We start from the raw sequence: 13,549 nt of genomic DNA on the forward strand, positions 1-13,549 counted from the left end.
CCAGCCTCGCTCAAGCGGGCCAGCAGCCCGTGTACCCCTCGGCCAGGAACCTCGATCCCGCCTCCGACCCGACCACCGAACGCAGTTCGCCGAGTTGCCTGCGCACGTCGAAGTCCGTCGCGCCGGGCAGGGCGTGCAGCATCGTGGTCATCCAGTACGAGAAGTGCTGCGCCTTCCACACCCGGTCCAGCGCACGCGGCCCGTACTCGTCCAGCGCGTCGTCGTCGTTCTTGAGCAACGCGCGTTCGATGACCTCGGCGAGCACCCGGACGTCCTGCAACGCCAGGTTCAAGCCTTTCGCGCCGGTCGGCGGCACGGTGTGGGCGGCGTCGCCGGCGAGCAGCAACTTGCCGTGGCGCATGGGTTCCGCGACGAACGACCGGAAGCGCAGCACGGTCTTCTCGGTGATCGGCCCTTCCTTGAGAGTGAATCCGTCGGGCCCGGCGACCCGTGCCTGCAGTTCCTCCCAGATCTGATCGGCGGACCACGCCGCGGGATCGGTCTCCGGGTCGCACTGGAAGTACATGCGTTGGTGTGTCTCGGTGCGCTGGCTGATCAACGCGAACCCGCGCGGCGAGTGCGCGTAGATCAACTCTGGGGCGCTGCGCGGTGCCTCGGTGATGATGCCGAACCAGGCGAACGGGTACTCGCGGAAGCTGTGCGTGCGCAGGGCTTCCGGCACCTGGGCGCGGCAGATCGAACGGGAGCCGTCCGCGCCGACGAGCAGGTCGCAGCGCACCTCCTGCCGCACGCCGTCGCTGTCGACGAACCGGATCGCGGGCTCGGTGATGTCGACCGAGGTGTCGCTGACGCCGAACCGCACGTCGCCGCCGTCGCGTTCGCGGGCGTTCGCCAGGTCCACGAACACGTCGGTCTGCGGGTAGAGCCAGACCGACTCGCCGACCAGCGCGCGGAAGTCGACGCGGTGACTCTCGCCGCCGAACCGCAGGTCGATGCCCTCGTGCGGATGCCCGTCGCGCAGCACCCGGTCCGACACCCCGGTCTCGGCCAGCAACCGCGCGCTGTCGGCCTCCAGGATGCCGGCGCGGACCGTGTTCTCGATCTCCACGCGCGTTCTGTTGTCGACAACAACGCTGTCGATCCCGTTGAGGGACAACAGATGCGACAGCATCAGCCCGGCCGGTCCCGCTCCGACGATGCCGACCTGGGTGCGCGTCATGACGGCTCCTTCGTTCACACGTCCTCCTTCAGCACCGACCGCGCCACCGAGAACGCGTGATTGGCCGCGGGAACCCCGCAGTAGATCGCGCTCTGCAGGATCACCTCGCCGATCTCGTCCTCGGTCAACCCGTTGCGCACCGCGGCCGCGACGTGCAGCTTCAACTCGTCCCAATGCCCGCGCGCGATCAACGCGGTGAGCGTGATCGCACTGCGCGTCCGGCGGTCGAGTCCGGGCCGCGTCCACACCTCGCCCCACGCGTACTTGGTGATGAACTCCTGGAAGTCGCGCGTGAACTCGTCCGGCGCCGCCCGGTCCACGTGCGCGTCCCCGAGCACCTCACGCCGAACCTTCATGCCGTCGTCGTAGGACACCGCATCTCCTCCAGTCGCCGCCCGCTCAACGGACATCGCGCCCCTCCCACCGCTTCAGCGCCTCGTCCACGAACACCTCGGCCGCCCCGAGATACGAGCCGGGATCATCACCACCGCCGCGCTCCGCCAGCAGTTCCGGAGCCGCTTCGCGAGCCCGCCGCGCCATCACGTCGGCGTGCACCTCCAGCCCCTCCACCAACTCCGCGGCCTGCGAAGCCGCCACCACCACCAGCTCCAGCAACGCCCGCAAGGCCGGCCACTCCGCGTGCCACGCGCCGTCCGGCCGCTCGTCCACCGCCCGCGCCGCGCACAGGTGCAACCGCGCCCCCAGTCCGGGAGCCTGCAGCGCCGCGCTGTTCACCAGCACCGACAGCACCGGGTTCCGCTTCTGCGGCATGGTCGACGACCCACCCCGCCCCTGCACGAACCCCTCGCGGACCTCGCCGATCTCCGGCCGCCCCAGCGTCAGCAGGTCCGCCGCCATCACCCCGAGCGCGTCACAACACCGCACCACCGCGTCACCAAGCCGGGTGACCGGCGCGCGATAGGTGTGCCAGGGCATCCCCGGCCACACCAGCCCGAGGTGATCAGCGAAAGCCGACGCAGAAGCAACCGGATCCGCTGCACGCGACAACGTCCCCGCCGCACCCCCGCACTGGACCGGCAGGTTCCGCGCCACGACCTCCAGCTCGTCCAGCGCATCGAGTACCCCGACCAGCCAACGCGCGGCCTTGAGCCCGAACGTGATCGGCACGGCGTACTGCGTCAACGTCCGCCCGGCCATCACGCTCGACCGGTGCTCACCGGCCAGCCGGGCCAGCGCGACGCCAACCCGTCCCAGATCCGCCGCCACCTGCCCCAAAGCCCCGCGCGCCAGCAACATCAGCGCGGAGTCGAGCACGTCCTGACTGGTCAGTCCGGTGTGGACGGGCGAGGAAACCTTCGCACGCAAGGCAGAAACCAGCGGCAGCACCGGATTGCCCGCCGCCTCGACCTCGACCGGGTCCAGCGCGGGAACCCAGTCGCCCAGCGAGAGCGAAGTCCCGAGCACGCGCGCCCAGGCGACCTCGACCTCCAGCATCGCGCGCACCAGCGCGGCATCGTCGACGAGGCCGGCGGCGCGATGAGAACCGGGCAGCACGATCACGTCCGCGGGAACTTGAAGAACACCGTCTCGGACGGCCCCTGCAGATGAAGGTCGAACCTCAACCGGCCGTCCTCCTCTCGTTCCGCCACCAGTCCCTCCACGGCGTCGGCGGCTCCGGGCAGGTAGATGCGCGTGAACAACCGGTCGAGCAGGCCGCGCGCGAACACCGTCACCGCGAAGAACGGCAGCCCTGGCTCGACGGTGCTGAACCAGTAGTGCCCGGCGCCGTCGGTGCAGGACCGGCCCCAGCCCGTGAACCCGGCCCCGCGCCGCCGCAACGACCCGCCGATCCTCGGCACGACACCGGCGGCGTCGGACTGGCGGATCTCGATCATCGCGTCCGGCACGGGATCGCCCGCGCCGTCGTGGACGTAGCCGTGCAGCACCACGGATCCGGCCGAGCCGAACGGCACCAGTTCGGAGTCGCCGGGAAACGCCAGCGCGTGGTGGAAGAACGGGCCGACGGTCTGGCCGGGCGTCGAGTCAGTCATCGGACGGCTCCAGGTAGGTCGCGTGGCTGCCGGTCAGCACGATGTCCCAGCGATAGCTCAGCAACCACTCGTGTTCGGACTGCGCGTGGTCGTACGACGCGATGAGCCGGGCCAGGGCGGCCGGGTCGGTGATCGACTGCGCGATCGGGTCCAGCGCCAGCAGCTGGTCGCCGGGGAAGTACATCTGCGTGATCAGCCGCTGGGTGAAGTCCGTGCCGAACAACGAGAAGTGGATGTGCGCGGGCCGCCAGGCGTTGTGGTGGTTGCGCCACGGGTACGGGCCCGGCTTGATCGACGTGAACGAGTACCAGCCGTCGTCGTCGGTCAGGCAACGGCCGACACCGGTGAAGTTCGGGTCCAGCGGCGCCGGGTGCTGGTCACCCTGGTGCGAGTAGCGGCCGGCGGCGTTGGCCTGCCAGACCTCGACGAGCTGCCGGCGCACCGGACGGCCGTCGCCGTCGAGCACGCGGCCGTGCACCCGGATGCGTTCGCCGATCGGCTCGCCGCCGCGCTGCAGGGTCAGGTCCGCTTCGACGGCGTCGACGTCCGAGTGGCCGAAGACGGGCGCGAGCAGTTCGGCGCCCTCGGGGTCGACGTGCAGCGGTTCCTTGGTGGGGTGGCGCAACGTCGTGCTGCGGTACGGCGCGAAGTCCAGCAGCGGCGCACCCCCAGGTGAGTCGGCCTGGATCTTCGCGATCTCGTCGCTGATCTCGTGCTGGCTGGTCGTCACGTCATCGAACGCTAGGCAAGCACCTCGCCGGAGTCGACCACGGCTTTCCACTGAACGGAAGCCTCTCCCCAACTTGACGACTCCGAGACGACCGCTCATATTGATGGCATGCCCAGGGCAAGTGTGCGAGAGCAGATCGTCGACGCCGCGTTCGAACAGTTCCACAGGCACGGCTACAACGCGTGCGGCGTAAAGCTGATCACCGACAGCGCGGGCGTGCCCAAGGGCTCGTTCTACAACCACTTCGAGAGCAAGGAAGCGCTCGCTCTCGTCGTGATGGACCGCTACGGCCAGACACGCCACTTGGACAAGCTCCAAACCCCGAAGACCGCACCGCTCACCCGGCTGCGCGACCACTTCGACGCGCTGGCGCAGGACATCGTCGGCTTCGGCTACGAACGCGGCTGCGTCTACGGCAACTTCAGCGTCGAGGCGGCAGACCACATCCCCGCGATCCGCGACGGGGTCAGGACCGCCTTCGACCTCTGGGGCAACGCGATCGCCGCCGTGATCCGCGAGGCGCAGGACGCCGGCGACGTGACGAACACCCAGAGCCCCGAGACCCTGGCGAGGTTCCTGCTCAACTCCTGGGAAGGCGCCATCGTCGGCGAACGGGCGGCCAAGGACGGGTCGGCGTTCGCCGCGTTCTTCACGGTCGCCTTCGAGGTCGTCCTGCACTGAGACCCACCTCAAAATGACCGACCGTCTTATCCCTTGACGGACTCAAGACGACCGGTCATATTGGATTCATGAGCGACATCCACCCGAGGTTCCGCACCATCGACGGCCTGTCCATCCGCTACGCCGTGAGCGCCAACAGCAAACCGGCCGCGCTGCTGCTCAGCCCGTGGCCCGAGAGCCTCTACGCCTACGACCCGACCTGGACGAGACTCGCCGAACACGCCAGCCTGATCGCGGTCGACCTGCCCGGCTTCGGCCACTCCGACCTGCGCGAGGACCTGCTGTCCCCCCAGGCCATGGGCGACTTCCTCGTGCGCATCGCCGACGCGTTCGACCTCGACCAGCCCCACGTCGTCGGCCCCGACATCGGCACCAGCGCGGCACTGTTCGCCGCGGCGAAGGCGCCGGAGAGGTTCCGCAGCATCGTGATCGGCAGCGGCGGCGCGGTGTCACCGACGGAGCTGGGCACCCCGCTGCACGAGTGGGTGCACGACGAGGACCTCTCGCCGTACCGGGCACTCGGCCCCAAGGACGTCGTGAACGTCGCCATGGACGCCATCCAGGGCTACGAACTGCCGGACGTGGTGCGGCAGGACTACCTCGCCGGGTACCAGGGCCAGCGGTTCGTCGAACAGATGGCGTACGTGCGCGCGTACCCGGCAGAGCTGCGGGAACTGAGCAAGCTCCTGCCGGGCATCACGACGCCCGTCCAGCTGATCAACGGCAAGAACGACACCGTGGTGCCGGTCTCCAACGCGGAGTACCTGCACGAGCGGTTGCCGAACAGCAGGCTGGACGTCGTGGACGCCGCGCACTTCGTGTGGGAGGAGAACGCGGACGAGTACGCCCGCATCGTCACGAACTGGTGGCAGCAGCACTAGTGATGTGGCCCGGAATGTCGCCGGGCCACACCACTAACCCGTGGTGCAGGCCGCGCCGTTGACGCTGAACGAGGACGGCGGCGAACTGGGACCGGTGATGGAGCCGTTGAATCCGAACGACACCGACCCGTCCGTGACGATCAGCGCGTTGTAGTCGGCGTTGGTCACGCTCACATCCGCGCCGGACTGGGCGACCGTGCCGTTCCACAGCTGCGTCACGGTCTCTCCGCCGGCGAACCGCCAGCGCACCGTCCAGCCCTGGACCAACGCGCCGCTGACGTTGCGAATGGTCACCTCGCCCTGGAACGCACCGGGCCACTGACCGGTGATCCGGTAGACCACGACGCAGGGAGCGGAGGGCGGGGCGGCGGTCGAAGAAGGCGGCGGGACGGTCGACGCGGGACAGTCCTGCGCCCACAGACCGAGTTTCGCTTGAGAGGCCTTGGTCTCCGCCTCGACCAGCGGGCCGCCGTCCACACCCGCGGTGCGCAGGATGCCGTACTGCACGGCCAGCAACGCGTAGTCGGTGCCGTCGGGCAGCGCCAGCGAGACCTCGCCGGGGGTGATGCTCGTCACCCGGACTTCCTTGTCCAGCAACGCCTTCGTGGCGAAGTCAAGGGCGACCGCGGCGGCGCAGGCCGGCGGTTCGGCCAGGCGCGCGATGCGAGCGCGCGTGCCGTCGGCCAACTCGACGGTGCGGCCGTCCACAACGGCACGCACCTTTGTGGACGGCTCTTTCTCCACCGCGGAAGAAGAAACGCGTGGTGCGGGGAAAGGTCTGCCGTCCTGCGAGGCCGTGCACCCGGCCACGAGCAAGGTCAACAGCACCACCAAGTGCTTCCGTGCTGCCATTGGACAAACTTATCGCCGGTGGCTGCGTGCGCAATCCACTGTTCGGAGTTGATCAACTCCGGCGTTCAGAGTCGTGGACGGTCCAAGCCTCGCGGGACGACGCCGGGTGTGCGAGCGTGGAGAGGCCACAGTTGCGCGGATGGTTCCCTGCCGTTCATCGGCTCGTGGTGATCAACAGCCAGGATCAGGACGTTCCCTCGTTCCCTGCCGATGGAGGTCTGAAGTGCAAACCCTGCAACCGCACCGGACACGTCGTCTGTTCGCCGCTCTCGCGATCGTCGCGTCCGTGCTCGGTGTGACCACGGCCGTCGCACCCGCCGCCGACGCCACCGTCTACAGCTCCTGCACGCAGTCGCGCTGTTCCGCGGCCGTCTCCGCCAACAAGACGTGGCAGCAGAAGGGCTACCCGAGCACGCGCGGGTGGGTCAGCAACTGGTCGGGCAGCCAGTGCAACTACGCCGGTGGCGTCCACCAGAACCGCGAGGGCCAGCTGCCCGCGGGCCACTACTACCTGGAGTTCGACGTCTACCCGCGTGCCTGCGGCGCGTCCCGGGACGCGTACCGGATCATCGTCGACCGCACCGCCAACACGGTCTACTTCTCTCCGGACCACTACGCGAACTTCTACCGTCTCTAGATCCTCACCTGGCGCTGCGGTCGGTCCACGACCGCAGCGCCCACCAGGTGTGCAGCGTCGTCAGCACGTGTGAACGTCCCGCAACCGGGTTCTCTCCGAGGTCGGCCAGGGTCAGCTCCACCAGCCGGTCGAGCCGGTACCGCACGGTGTTCGCGTGGATGTGCAACGCCGAGGCCGTCGCGCTGAGCCGGCCGCCGTTGTCCAGGTAGCACAACGCAGTCACGACCATCTCGTGGTGGAACGTGCTCTTCGGATCCAGCTGGCCGAGCAGTGAATCGGCGAGCGTGTCCGCCAGCGCCGGGACCGCCGCGAGAGCGGTCTCACCAGCGAGATCGGTCAGCAGCCGCACTCCCAGCGAAGCTCCTGCGGCCGCCAGCGCCTGCGTGCACAGGGAGTACGTGCCCCGCAACGACCTCAGCGCGGTCGCCGGTGACACGACGAGCAGGTCGTCCGACCACGTCGGCGGCACGTGCGTCAGCCCGGCGAGCCGTCCCTCGACCAGCCCGTACACGCCGCCGAACGTGTGCAGCCGCTGTTCCAGCGTCCGCGCGTGACTCGGGTCGGTCACTCCGGACACCACGCAGTGATAGCGGCCATCGGGACGCAGACCGGTGCGAGCGAGTTCGGAGGCGTCCGGGAACTCACCGGACACCAGCAGCCGCCGCAGCACCTGGGCGTTCAGATCGCGGGCCGTGCGGGACAGCTGCAGTTCGGCGGTGTGATAGCCGCTGATGATGTGCCGCTCGACCGCGCCGACGTAGTGGTCCAGGTCGATCATGAAGTCCAGGATCGTGCCGTCGGCGACGCCCAGCGACCGCGCGAGTTCGACGCTCGCCCTGATCAACTCGGTGCGCCCGGCGTGCACGCCGCGCAGCAGCCCCGCCATCGACACGCCCTGAGCGGCGCGGTCGGCACCCAGCGACAACGCGGCGGAGAAGTCGCCGTCGTCGGGCGAGCCGCCGCGTTCGAGGTGCGAGATCCCTTCGGCCAGCAGGAGGGCGATGTGTCTGCGGTTCTCCTCCGCGGGCAGCCTGGCGACCTCCGGCGAGTTGCCGCGGGCGGCGTCGACGACCCGTTCGACCACCTTCTCGTCGGCGGCGACGGCTTCGAGCACCTGGCGGACCATCGCGGACATACCCGGCACAGCACCTCCCGAACACCACGTTGTGTCACGGCCACAACACAGCCGTCGCCGTTTGGTGACGGGCCCCTATCCCCCGCTCTCCGGTTACTGGTTAGTTGCTTTACGCGAGAGTAATTCGCGTTGGCATCACCCTTCAACGAGGAAGGCCCTGGGATGTCAGACCGGAACATCAGCCGTCGCAACCTGCTCGCCGCCAGCGGCGCGATCGGGGCGATCGCCGCGAGCGGGACCCTGGGGCAGGCAGTCGCCGGGGCGGCGCCGCGAGTCGACGCGGACGTGATCGTCATCGGGCACGGCCTGGCCGGTCTCGTGGCGACCTCCGAACTGGCCGCGGCGGGCCGCAAGGTCCTGCTGCTGGACCAGGAACCCGAGGCCAGCCTGGGCGGACAGGCGTTCTGGTCGCTCGGCGGCCTCTTCTTCGTCAACTCGGCCGAGCAGCGCACGGCCGGCATCAAGGACTCGCTGGAACTGGCCCGCGCCGACTGGTTCAACACCGCCGGGTTCGACCGCGGTGTGAGCGATCCCCTGGGCGAGGACCACTGGGCGGCGAAGTGGGCGGAGGCCTACCTGAACTTCGCGGCCGGTGAGAAGCGCGACTGGCTGTACGGCCTGGGCGTGCGCTGGGTGCCGATCGTCGGCTGGGCAGAACGCGGTGGCCAGCTCGCGGACGGGCCCGGCAACTCGGTTCCGCGCTTCCACATGACGCTGGGCACCGGTCCCGGCGTGATGGAGCCGTTCGAGAAGAAGGTGCGCGACGCGGTGCGCGACGGCAAGGTCACCTTCAAGTTCCGCCACCAGGTCGACGGGCTGATCGTCAGCAACGGCGCCGTGACGGGCGTGCGCGGCACCGTCCTCGAACCGAGCAGCGCCGCGCGCGGCACACCCAGCTCCCGCACCAAGGTCGGCGACTTCGAGCTGTACGCGCCGATGGTGGTCGTCACGTCGGGCGGCATCGGCGCGAACCACGACCTGGTGCGCCGCAACTGGCCCGCCCGCCTCGGCCCAGCGCCGCGGCGACTCGTCACCGGCGTTCCCGCGCACGTCGACGGCCGGATGCTGGCGATCACCGAACTGGCCGGCGGCCGGATCGTGAACCGCGACCGCATGTGGCACTACACCGAGGGCATGATCAACCACACGCCGATCTGGCCGGATCACGGCATCCGCGTGCTGGCCGCGCCGTCGTCGTTGTGGCTCGACGCGCGGGGCAAGCGCTTCCCCAACCCCGGCATTCCGTCACTGGACACGCTCGGCACGCTGGAGCTGATCGGCAAGTCCGGCTACGACTACTCGTGGTTCGTGCTCAACAAGAAGATCATCGACAAGGAGTTCGTGCTCTCCGGTTCCGAGCAGAACCCGGAGATCACCGCCAAGAACCTGATCGCCTACCTCGCGATGCGGCTGCTGAACAGCACGCCGCCGCCGGTGAAGGCGTTCATGGACAAGGGCGTCGACTTCGTCATCAAGAACAACCTGCCGGACCTCGTGGCCGGGATGAACGCGCTGACCGGGCAGAACCTGATCAACCTCGACGACCTGCGCCGGCAGATCACCATCCGCGACCAGCAGACGGACAACCCGTTCTCCAAGGACGTCCAGGTGATGGGGATCCGCAACTCCCTGGCCTACAGCGGAGACAGCCTCGCCCGCACGGCGGGCTTGCACAAGCTCCTCGACTCCGGTTCCGGCCCGCTGATCGCGATCAGGATGAACATCCTGACCCGCAAGACGCTGGGCGGCCTGCAAACCGACCTGCAGGGCAGGGTGCTCGGCTCGAACGGCCAGCCGGTCCGCGGCCTGTACGCGGCGGGCGAGGTCGCCGGCTTCGGCGGTGGCGGCGTGCACGGCTACCGCGCGCTGGAAGGCACGTTCCTCGGCGGCTGCCTGTTCTCCGGACGCGCGGCAGGACGTGCGGCAGCAGCGGAAAGCGCCTAACGCCCCAAGATCACGGGGTCTGCGGTCTCCCCTGTTGATCGCAGGCCCCGCACCACCTGCAGGACGCGCTCCAGCGAGGTGTCCGGAGTCTCGACGGCCGAGTCGAGCACCAGGTGGTCGTCCTCCCACGGCTCCCACAGGCCACGCATGCGCTGAACGTGCTCCCACGGAACCGTTGCGTACCAACCAGGAATCCCCCTGTCTCGACCGTCGATCCGTTCCCGATGCAGGACTTCGTCCGAACAGACGCACTCGACGCCGACGAACACACCCCCGAGCCGTTCGGTGAGCTCACGCCACTGGTCACGCTCCTCGCGGGTGTGCCCGGTGGCGTCCACGATCACGTCGATCCCCAACTGGACGTGCCGGGCCACGGAGGCGCGGAGCTGCAGATCGCCCACCTCGTACGCGTTCTCCTCGGTGACCGCGCGACCCAGCACCAGCGCCCCCATCACCCAGTCCATGGAGAAGATCGGCGTGCGCAGGCGACGGGCCAGCAACTCCGCAATCGTGCTCTTGCCCGCCCCGGGAATGCCCGCGACCAGCACGACCACGGGACTCTCGGCCGTCGGTTCCAGTTCCAGGTAGAGATCCGTCATGGCCCTACCTAAACATCGATGTGCGCTCCCATGATCACTGTTCGCTCTCGGGGCAATCCGAAGTGCTCGGCCGCGTCGGCCGTGATGTAGGACGTCGCCACGAACAACCGCTTGCGCCACCCGGCCATGGTCCGCTCCGACCCGCGCTGCAGCTCGATCTTCGACAGGAAGTACCGCGCCTGCCCGAGATCCAGCGCCCCTTCGGTCTGCGCCGGATCCAGCAACGCAAGCGCCGCAGGCACGTCCGGCGTCTCCATGTACCCGAAGCGAGCACTCACGTAGACAATGCCGTCGTCGACATACCCGAGCTCGTCAACCTGAACGCGCCGCTCCAGCGGCACCCGCGGCACAGGCTCGGTCTCGATGGACACGATCACCACCCGCTCGTGCAACACGTGGTTGTGCTCAACGTTCGCCCGCATGGCCAACGGCGCGGTCTCTTTGCCACGGTTGAGAAACACGGCACACCCAGGCACCCGCGTCGGCTGTTGCTCATGCAGTTCCTCGACAAACGCCTGCAACGACCCTTCAGCATCCCGGCGAGCCTTGGTGACGATCGCCCGCCCGCGCTGCCACGTCGTCATGACGGTGAACGCGGTCAGCCCGATCAACAACGGCAACCACGCTCCATGCAGCAACTTCGTCATGTTGGCCGCAAGGAACAACAGGTCCACACCCAGCAACAGGACGCAGCCGAGCCCGATCGCCCACGCCGGAGCACCGAACTTCAAGCGCGCGATGAACAGGAACAACGTCGTGGTGATCGTGATGGTCCCGGTAACGGCCATCCCGAACGCGAAAGCCAGCGCCGCCGACGTCTGAAACGCGAACACAAGCGTCAACACCGAGATCATCAACATCCAGTTGATCCACGGCACGTAGATCTGCCCGATCGTCGACTCCGACGTGTGCGCGATGCGCAACCGCGGCAGATACCCGAGCTGCGCAGCCTGCGACGCCACCGAGTAGGCCCCAGTGATCACAGCCTGCGAAGCGATCACGGTAGCCGCCGTGGCCAGCACGACCATCGGCCACCGCGCCCACTCGGGCACCAACAGGAAGAACGGCCCGCTGACGTTGGCCGGGTCCTCCAGAATCAGCGCCCCTTGCCCCATGTAACTGAGCACACAGGCCGGAAACACCAGAAGCAACCACCCACGAGCAATGGCGGGCCGCCCGAAGTGCCCCATGTCCGCGTACAACGCCTCAGCACCAGTAACAGCCAGCACCACAGCCGCCAGCGCGAAGAACGCAATGTCAAAGTGCCCGAACAAGAACCCGACCGCATACGTGGGCGACAACGCCTTGAGGATCTCCGGATGCCCAGCGATCCCGACGATCCCGGCCACCCCGATCACGCCGAACCACAGGATCATCACCGGCCCGAAGAACCGCCCGACCACCCCGCTCCCCCGCCGCTGCACCAGAAACAGCCCAACGATGATCACGGCAGTGATCGGCACGACGAACCGTTCCAACTCCGGCTCGACGACCTTCAACCCCTCCACGGCCGACAACACGGAGATGGCAGGCGTGATCATGCTGTCCCCGAAGAACAACGCAGCGCCGAACACCCCCAGCGCCGCCAACGTAGCCGCAGCCTTCCGCCCCTGCTTGGCCTTCCACCGCCGCAACAGGGTGATGAGGGCCATGATGCCGCCCTCGCCATCGTTGTGGACGCGCATGGCCAGCAACACGTAGGTGATGGTCACGATGATCATGACCGACCAGAAGATCAACGACACAACGCCATAAACGTTGTCCACACTGACCGGCACCGGATGCGGATCGGAGGGGTTGAACACAGTCTGAATCGTGTAGATCGGACTGGTACCGATGTCACCGAACACAACCCCGAGCGCCCCCACGACCACGGCCAACCGAACGCCGTCGTGCGCGAGCTTCCGCCGAGGCGGCACGTCGGAAACCTGCTGATCAGCCACGAGCAACCCCCTAAACCACCTGCTGCCCGCAAGATAACCGCCCCCTCGGACAACCGCAGAGCGCTACCGAGTGATCTTTACGCGTTCCTGACAGCACCACAGACCACCCGCAAAGCCGAAGGCGAGCCGTCCTTACCGAACGGGCCCGGCGCAACTCTCTAAGCAACCGACGGCCGCCCAACGCAACAGGCGTGCCATCTACCTACGCGTGGCGCCCTCCCCCGATCAGATTGCCGGGGGTCTGGGGGCAGAGCCCCCAGGGGAAGCACCCAACGCAAGCTGGCCGCCCGCAAGGTGACCACCCGCAAGGCCGCCACCCACAAGCCAGGGAACACAACCGGCACCCTTTGACATACCCATACCCCCCTAGGGTATAAATGAGAGCAGAGCCCACCGCTCCCCCGGAATGACCACCCGGCCGCGCGGTGGCCGGAGAAGGAGCGAGACATGCACGGCTACGCCAACACGAAGGCCTCCCACCTGCGCCGCCTCCGGAGAATCGAGGGCCAGGTCCGCGGCTTGCAACGGATGATCGAAACCGACGAGTACTGCATAGACGTGCTCACTCAGATCTCCGCGGCCACCAGGGCGTTGCAGGCGGTCTCACTGGGGCTGCTCGACGAGCACCTCAAGCACTGCGTGAGCCAGGCCATCACCGAGGGCGGCACCACAGCCGACGCGAAGATCGCGGAAGCCAGTGACGCCATCGCCCGCCTGGTCCGCTCCTAAACCGCGAGGAGAAGACCCATGAACAACTCAGTCCACACCGTCACGGGCATGACCTGCGGCCACTGCGTCAGCAGTGTGACCGAGGAACTCACCAGGATCGACGGCGTGCGAACCGTGGCCGTAGACCTGCCCACCGGCAAGGTGACGATCACCAGCACCACCCCGGTCTCCCTGGACGACGTGCGCACCGCGGTAGCCGAGGCCGGCTACGAACTGGCGGGCTGAC

The 13,549-nt window shown here is 68.2% G+C and carries 15 protein-coding genes; 6 read left to right on the forward strand and 9 right to left on the reverse strand.

The genetic code is table 11. The features are described from left to right. Positions 1–10: 10 nt before the first annotated feature. The 5 genes from SK854_RS43025 to pcaH are packed head-to-tail and all read right to left on the reverse strand — an operon-like array spanning position 11 to position 3,922. Positions 11–1,180, reverse strand: a complete 1,170-nt coding sequence (locus SK854_RS43025; protein WP_319980941.1) for a 4-hydroxybenzoate 3-monooxygenase — start codon at positions 1,178–1,180, stop codon at positions 11–13. A 14-nt stretch (positions 1,181–1,194) separates the two neighbouring features. Further along, on the reverse strand, positions 1,195–1,590 hold the full coding sequence (gene pcaC / locus SK854_RS43030; protein WP_406601897.1) for a 4-carboxymuconolactone decarboxylase: 396 nt from the start codon (positions 1,588–1,590) through the stop codon (positions 1,195–1,197). Further along, positions 1,580–2,701, reverse strand: coding sequence for a lyase family protein (locus SK854_RS43035; protein ID WP_319980943.1), 1,122 nt, complete (start codon positions 2,699–2,701; stop codon positions 1,580–1,582). Before SK854_RS43035 ends, pcaC begins: the two co-directional genes overlap by 11 nt. Beyond that, the gene (locus tag SK854_RS43040; protein WP_319980944.1) at positions 2,698–3,192 is read right to left on the reverse strand and encodes a dioxygenase family protein; all 495 of its coding nucleotides are present in this window, start codon (positions 3,190–3,192) and stop codon (positions 2,698–2,700) included. The genes SK854_RS43035 and SK854_RS43040 overlap by 4 nt, the downstream gene beginning before the upstream one ends. Beyond that, a complete protein-coding gene (gene pcaH / locus SK854_RS43045) occupies positions 3,185–3,922 on the reverse strand; it encodes a protocatechuate 3,4-dioxygenase subunit beta (protein ID WP_319980945.1) in 738 nt (245 codons plus the stop codon). Before pcaH ends, SK854_RS43040 begins: the two co-directional genes overlap by 8 nt. A gap of 108 nt (positions 3,923–4,030) precedes the next feature. Here pcaH and SK854_RS43050 point away from each other — a divergent pair, with 108 nt between their 5' ends. Together SK854_RS43050 and SK854_RS43055 are read left to right on the forward strand one after the other, a co-directional pair. Then, positions 4,031–4,603, forward strand: coding sequence for a TetR/AcrR family transcriptional regulator (locus SK854_RS43050; RefSeq protein ID WP_319980946.1), 573 nt, complete (start codon positions 4,031–4,033; stop codon positions 4,601–4,603). A 68-nt stretch (positions 4,604–4,671) separates the two neighbouring features. Then, positions 4,672–5,484 (forward strand): alpha/beta fold hydrolase, encoded by an 813-nt coding sequence (locus SK854_RS43055; RefSeq protein WP_319980947.1) that lies wholly within the window; start codon positions 4,672–4,674, stop codon positions 5,482–5,484. Between the two features lie 33 nt (positions 5,485–5,517). Here SK854_RS43055 and SK854_RS43060 read toward each other — a convergent pair whose 3' ends face one another. Further along, positions 5,518–6,336 carry a cellulose binding domain-containing protein gene (locus tag SK854_RS43060; RefSeq protein WP_319980948.1) on the reverse strand — a complete coding sequence of 273 codons (819 nt, stop codon included), beginning with the start codon at positions 6,334–6,336 and terminating at the stop codon, positions 5,518–5,520. 223 nt (positions 6,337–6,559) lie between these two features. Between SK854_RS43060 and SK854_RS43065 the strand changes: the two genes are divergently transcribed. Beyond that, the gene (locus SK854_RS43065; RefSeq protein WP_319980949.1) at positions 6,560–6,973 is read left to right on the forward strand and encodes a ribonuclease domain-containing protein; all 414 of its coding nucleotides are present in this window, start codon (positions 6,560–6,562) and stop codon (positions 6,971–6,973) included. 4 nt (positions 6,974–6,977) lie between these two features. Here SK854_RS43065 and SK854_RS43070 read toward each other — a convergent pair whose 3' ends face one another. Beyond that, on the reverse strand, positions 6,978–8,108 hold the full coding sequence (locus SK854_RS43070; protein ID WP_319980950.1) for a helix-turn-helix domain-containing protein: 1,131 nt from the start codon (positions 8,106–8,108) through the stop codon (positions 6,978–6,980). A 162-nt stretch (positions 8,109–8,270) separates the two neighbouring features. Between SK854_RS43070 and SK854_RS43075 the strand changes: the two genes are divergently transcribed. Beyond that, a complete protein-coding gene (locus SK854_RS43075) occupies positions 8,271–10,052 on the forward strand; it encodes an FAD-binding dehydrogenase (RefSeq protein WP_319980951.1) in 1,782 nt (593 codons plus the stop codon). Here SK854_RS43075 and SK854_RS43080 read toward each other — a convergent pair. Next, positions 10,049–10,651 carry an AAA family ATPase gene (locus SK854_RS43080; protein ID WP_319980952.1) on the reverse strand — a complete coding sequence of 201 codons (603 nt, stop codon included), beginning with the start codon at positions 10,649–10,651 and terminating at the stop codon, positions 10,049–10,051. The genes SK854_RS43075 and SK854_RS43080 overlap by 4 nt on opposite strands. Positions 10,652–10,659: 8 nt before the next feature. Continuing rightward, entirely contained in the window at positions 10,660–12,594 is a 1,935-nt protein-coding gene (locus SK854_RS43085) for a potassium transporter Kup (RefSeq protein WP_319980953.1), read from the reverse strand. Between the two features lie 447 nt (positions 12,595–13,041). On the opposite strand from SK854_RS43085, the gene SK854_RS43090 reads away from it, so the two are divergent. Both SK854_RS43090 and SK854_RS43095 read left to right on the forward strand, forming a co-directional pair. Further along, a complete protein-coding gene (locus SK854_RS43090; protein ID WP_319980954.1) occupies positions 13,042–13,323 on the forward strand; it encodes a metal-sensitive transcriptional regulator in 282 nt (93 codons plus the stop codon). An 18-nt stretch (positions 13,324–13,341) separates the two neighbouring features. After that, positions 13,342–13,548: a heavy-metal-associated domain-containing protein gene (locus SK854_RS43095; protein WP_319980955.1), complete on the forward strand. Its 207-nt coding sequence runs from the start codon at positions 13,342–13,344 to the stop codon at positions 13,546–13,548. The last annotated feature ends 1 nt before the right edge of the window (position 13,549 follow it).

This window comes from Lentzea sokolovensis, assembly GCF_033949975.1.
GTDB lineage: Bacteria > Actinomycetota > Actinomycetes > Mycobacteriales > Pseudonocardiaceae > Lentzea > Lentzea sokolovensis.

Coding starts and splice junctions, on each gene's coding strand:
- SK854_RS43090 (WP_319980954.1), top strand. CDS start 13,042: ATGCACGGCTACGCCAACACGAAGGCCTCCCACCTGCGCCGCCTCCGG.
- SK854_RS43070 (WP_319980950.1), bottom strand. CDS start 8,108: ATGTCCGCGATGGTCCGCCAGGTGCTCGAAGCCGTCGCCGCCGACGAG.
- SK854_RS43095 (WP_319980955.1), top strand. CDS start 13,342: ATGAACAACTCAGTCCACACCGTCACGGGCATGACCTGCGGCCACTGC.
- SK854_RS43025 (WP_319980941.1), bottom strand. CDS start 1,180: ATGACGCGCACCCAGGTCGGCATCGTCGGAGCGGGACCGGCCGGGCTG.
- SK854_RS43075 (WP_319980951.1), top strand. CDS start 8,271: ATGTCAGACCGGAACATCAGCCGTCGCAACCTGCTCGCCGCCAGCGGC.
- SK854_RS43060 (WP_319980948.1), bottom strand. CDS start 6,336: ATGGCAGCACGGAAGCACTTGGTGGTGCTGTTGACCTTGCTCGTGGCC.
- SK854_RS43050 (WP_319980946.1), top strand. CDS start 4,031: ATGCCCAGGGCAAGTGTGCGAGAGCAGATCGTCGACGCCGCGTTCGAA.
- pcaC (WP_406601897.1), bottom strand. CDS start 1,590: ATGTCCGTTGAGCGGGCGGCGACTGGAGGAGATGCGGTGTCCTACGAC.
- SK854_RS43055 (WP_319980947.1), top strand. CDS start 4,672: ATGAGCGACATCCACCCGAGGTTCCGCACCATCGACGGCCTGTCCATC.
- SK854_RS43040 (WP_319980944.1), bottom strand. CDS start 3,192: ATGACTGACTCGACGCCCGGCCAGACCGTCGGCCCGTTCTTCCACCAC.
- SK854_RS43080 (WP_319980952.1), bottom strand. CDS start 10,651: ATGACGGATCTCTACCTGGAACTGGAACCGACGGCCGAGAGTCCCGTG.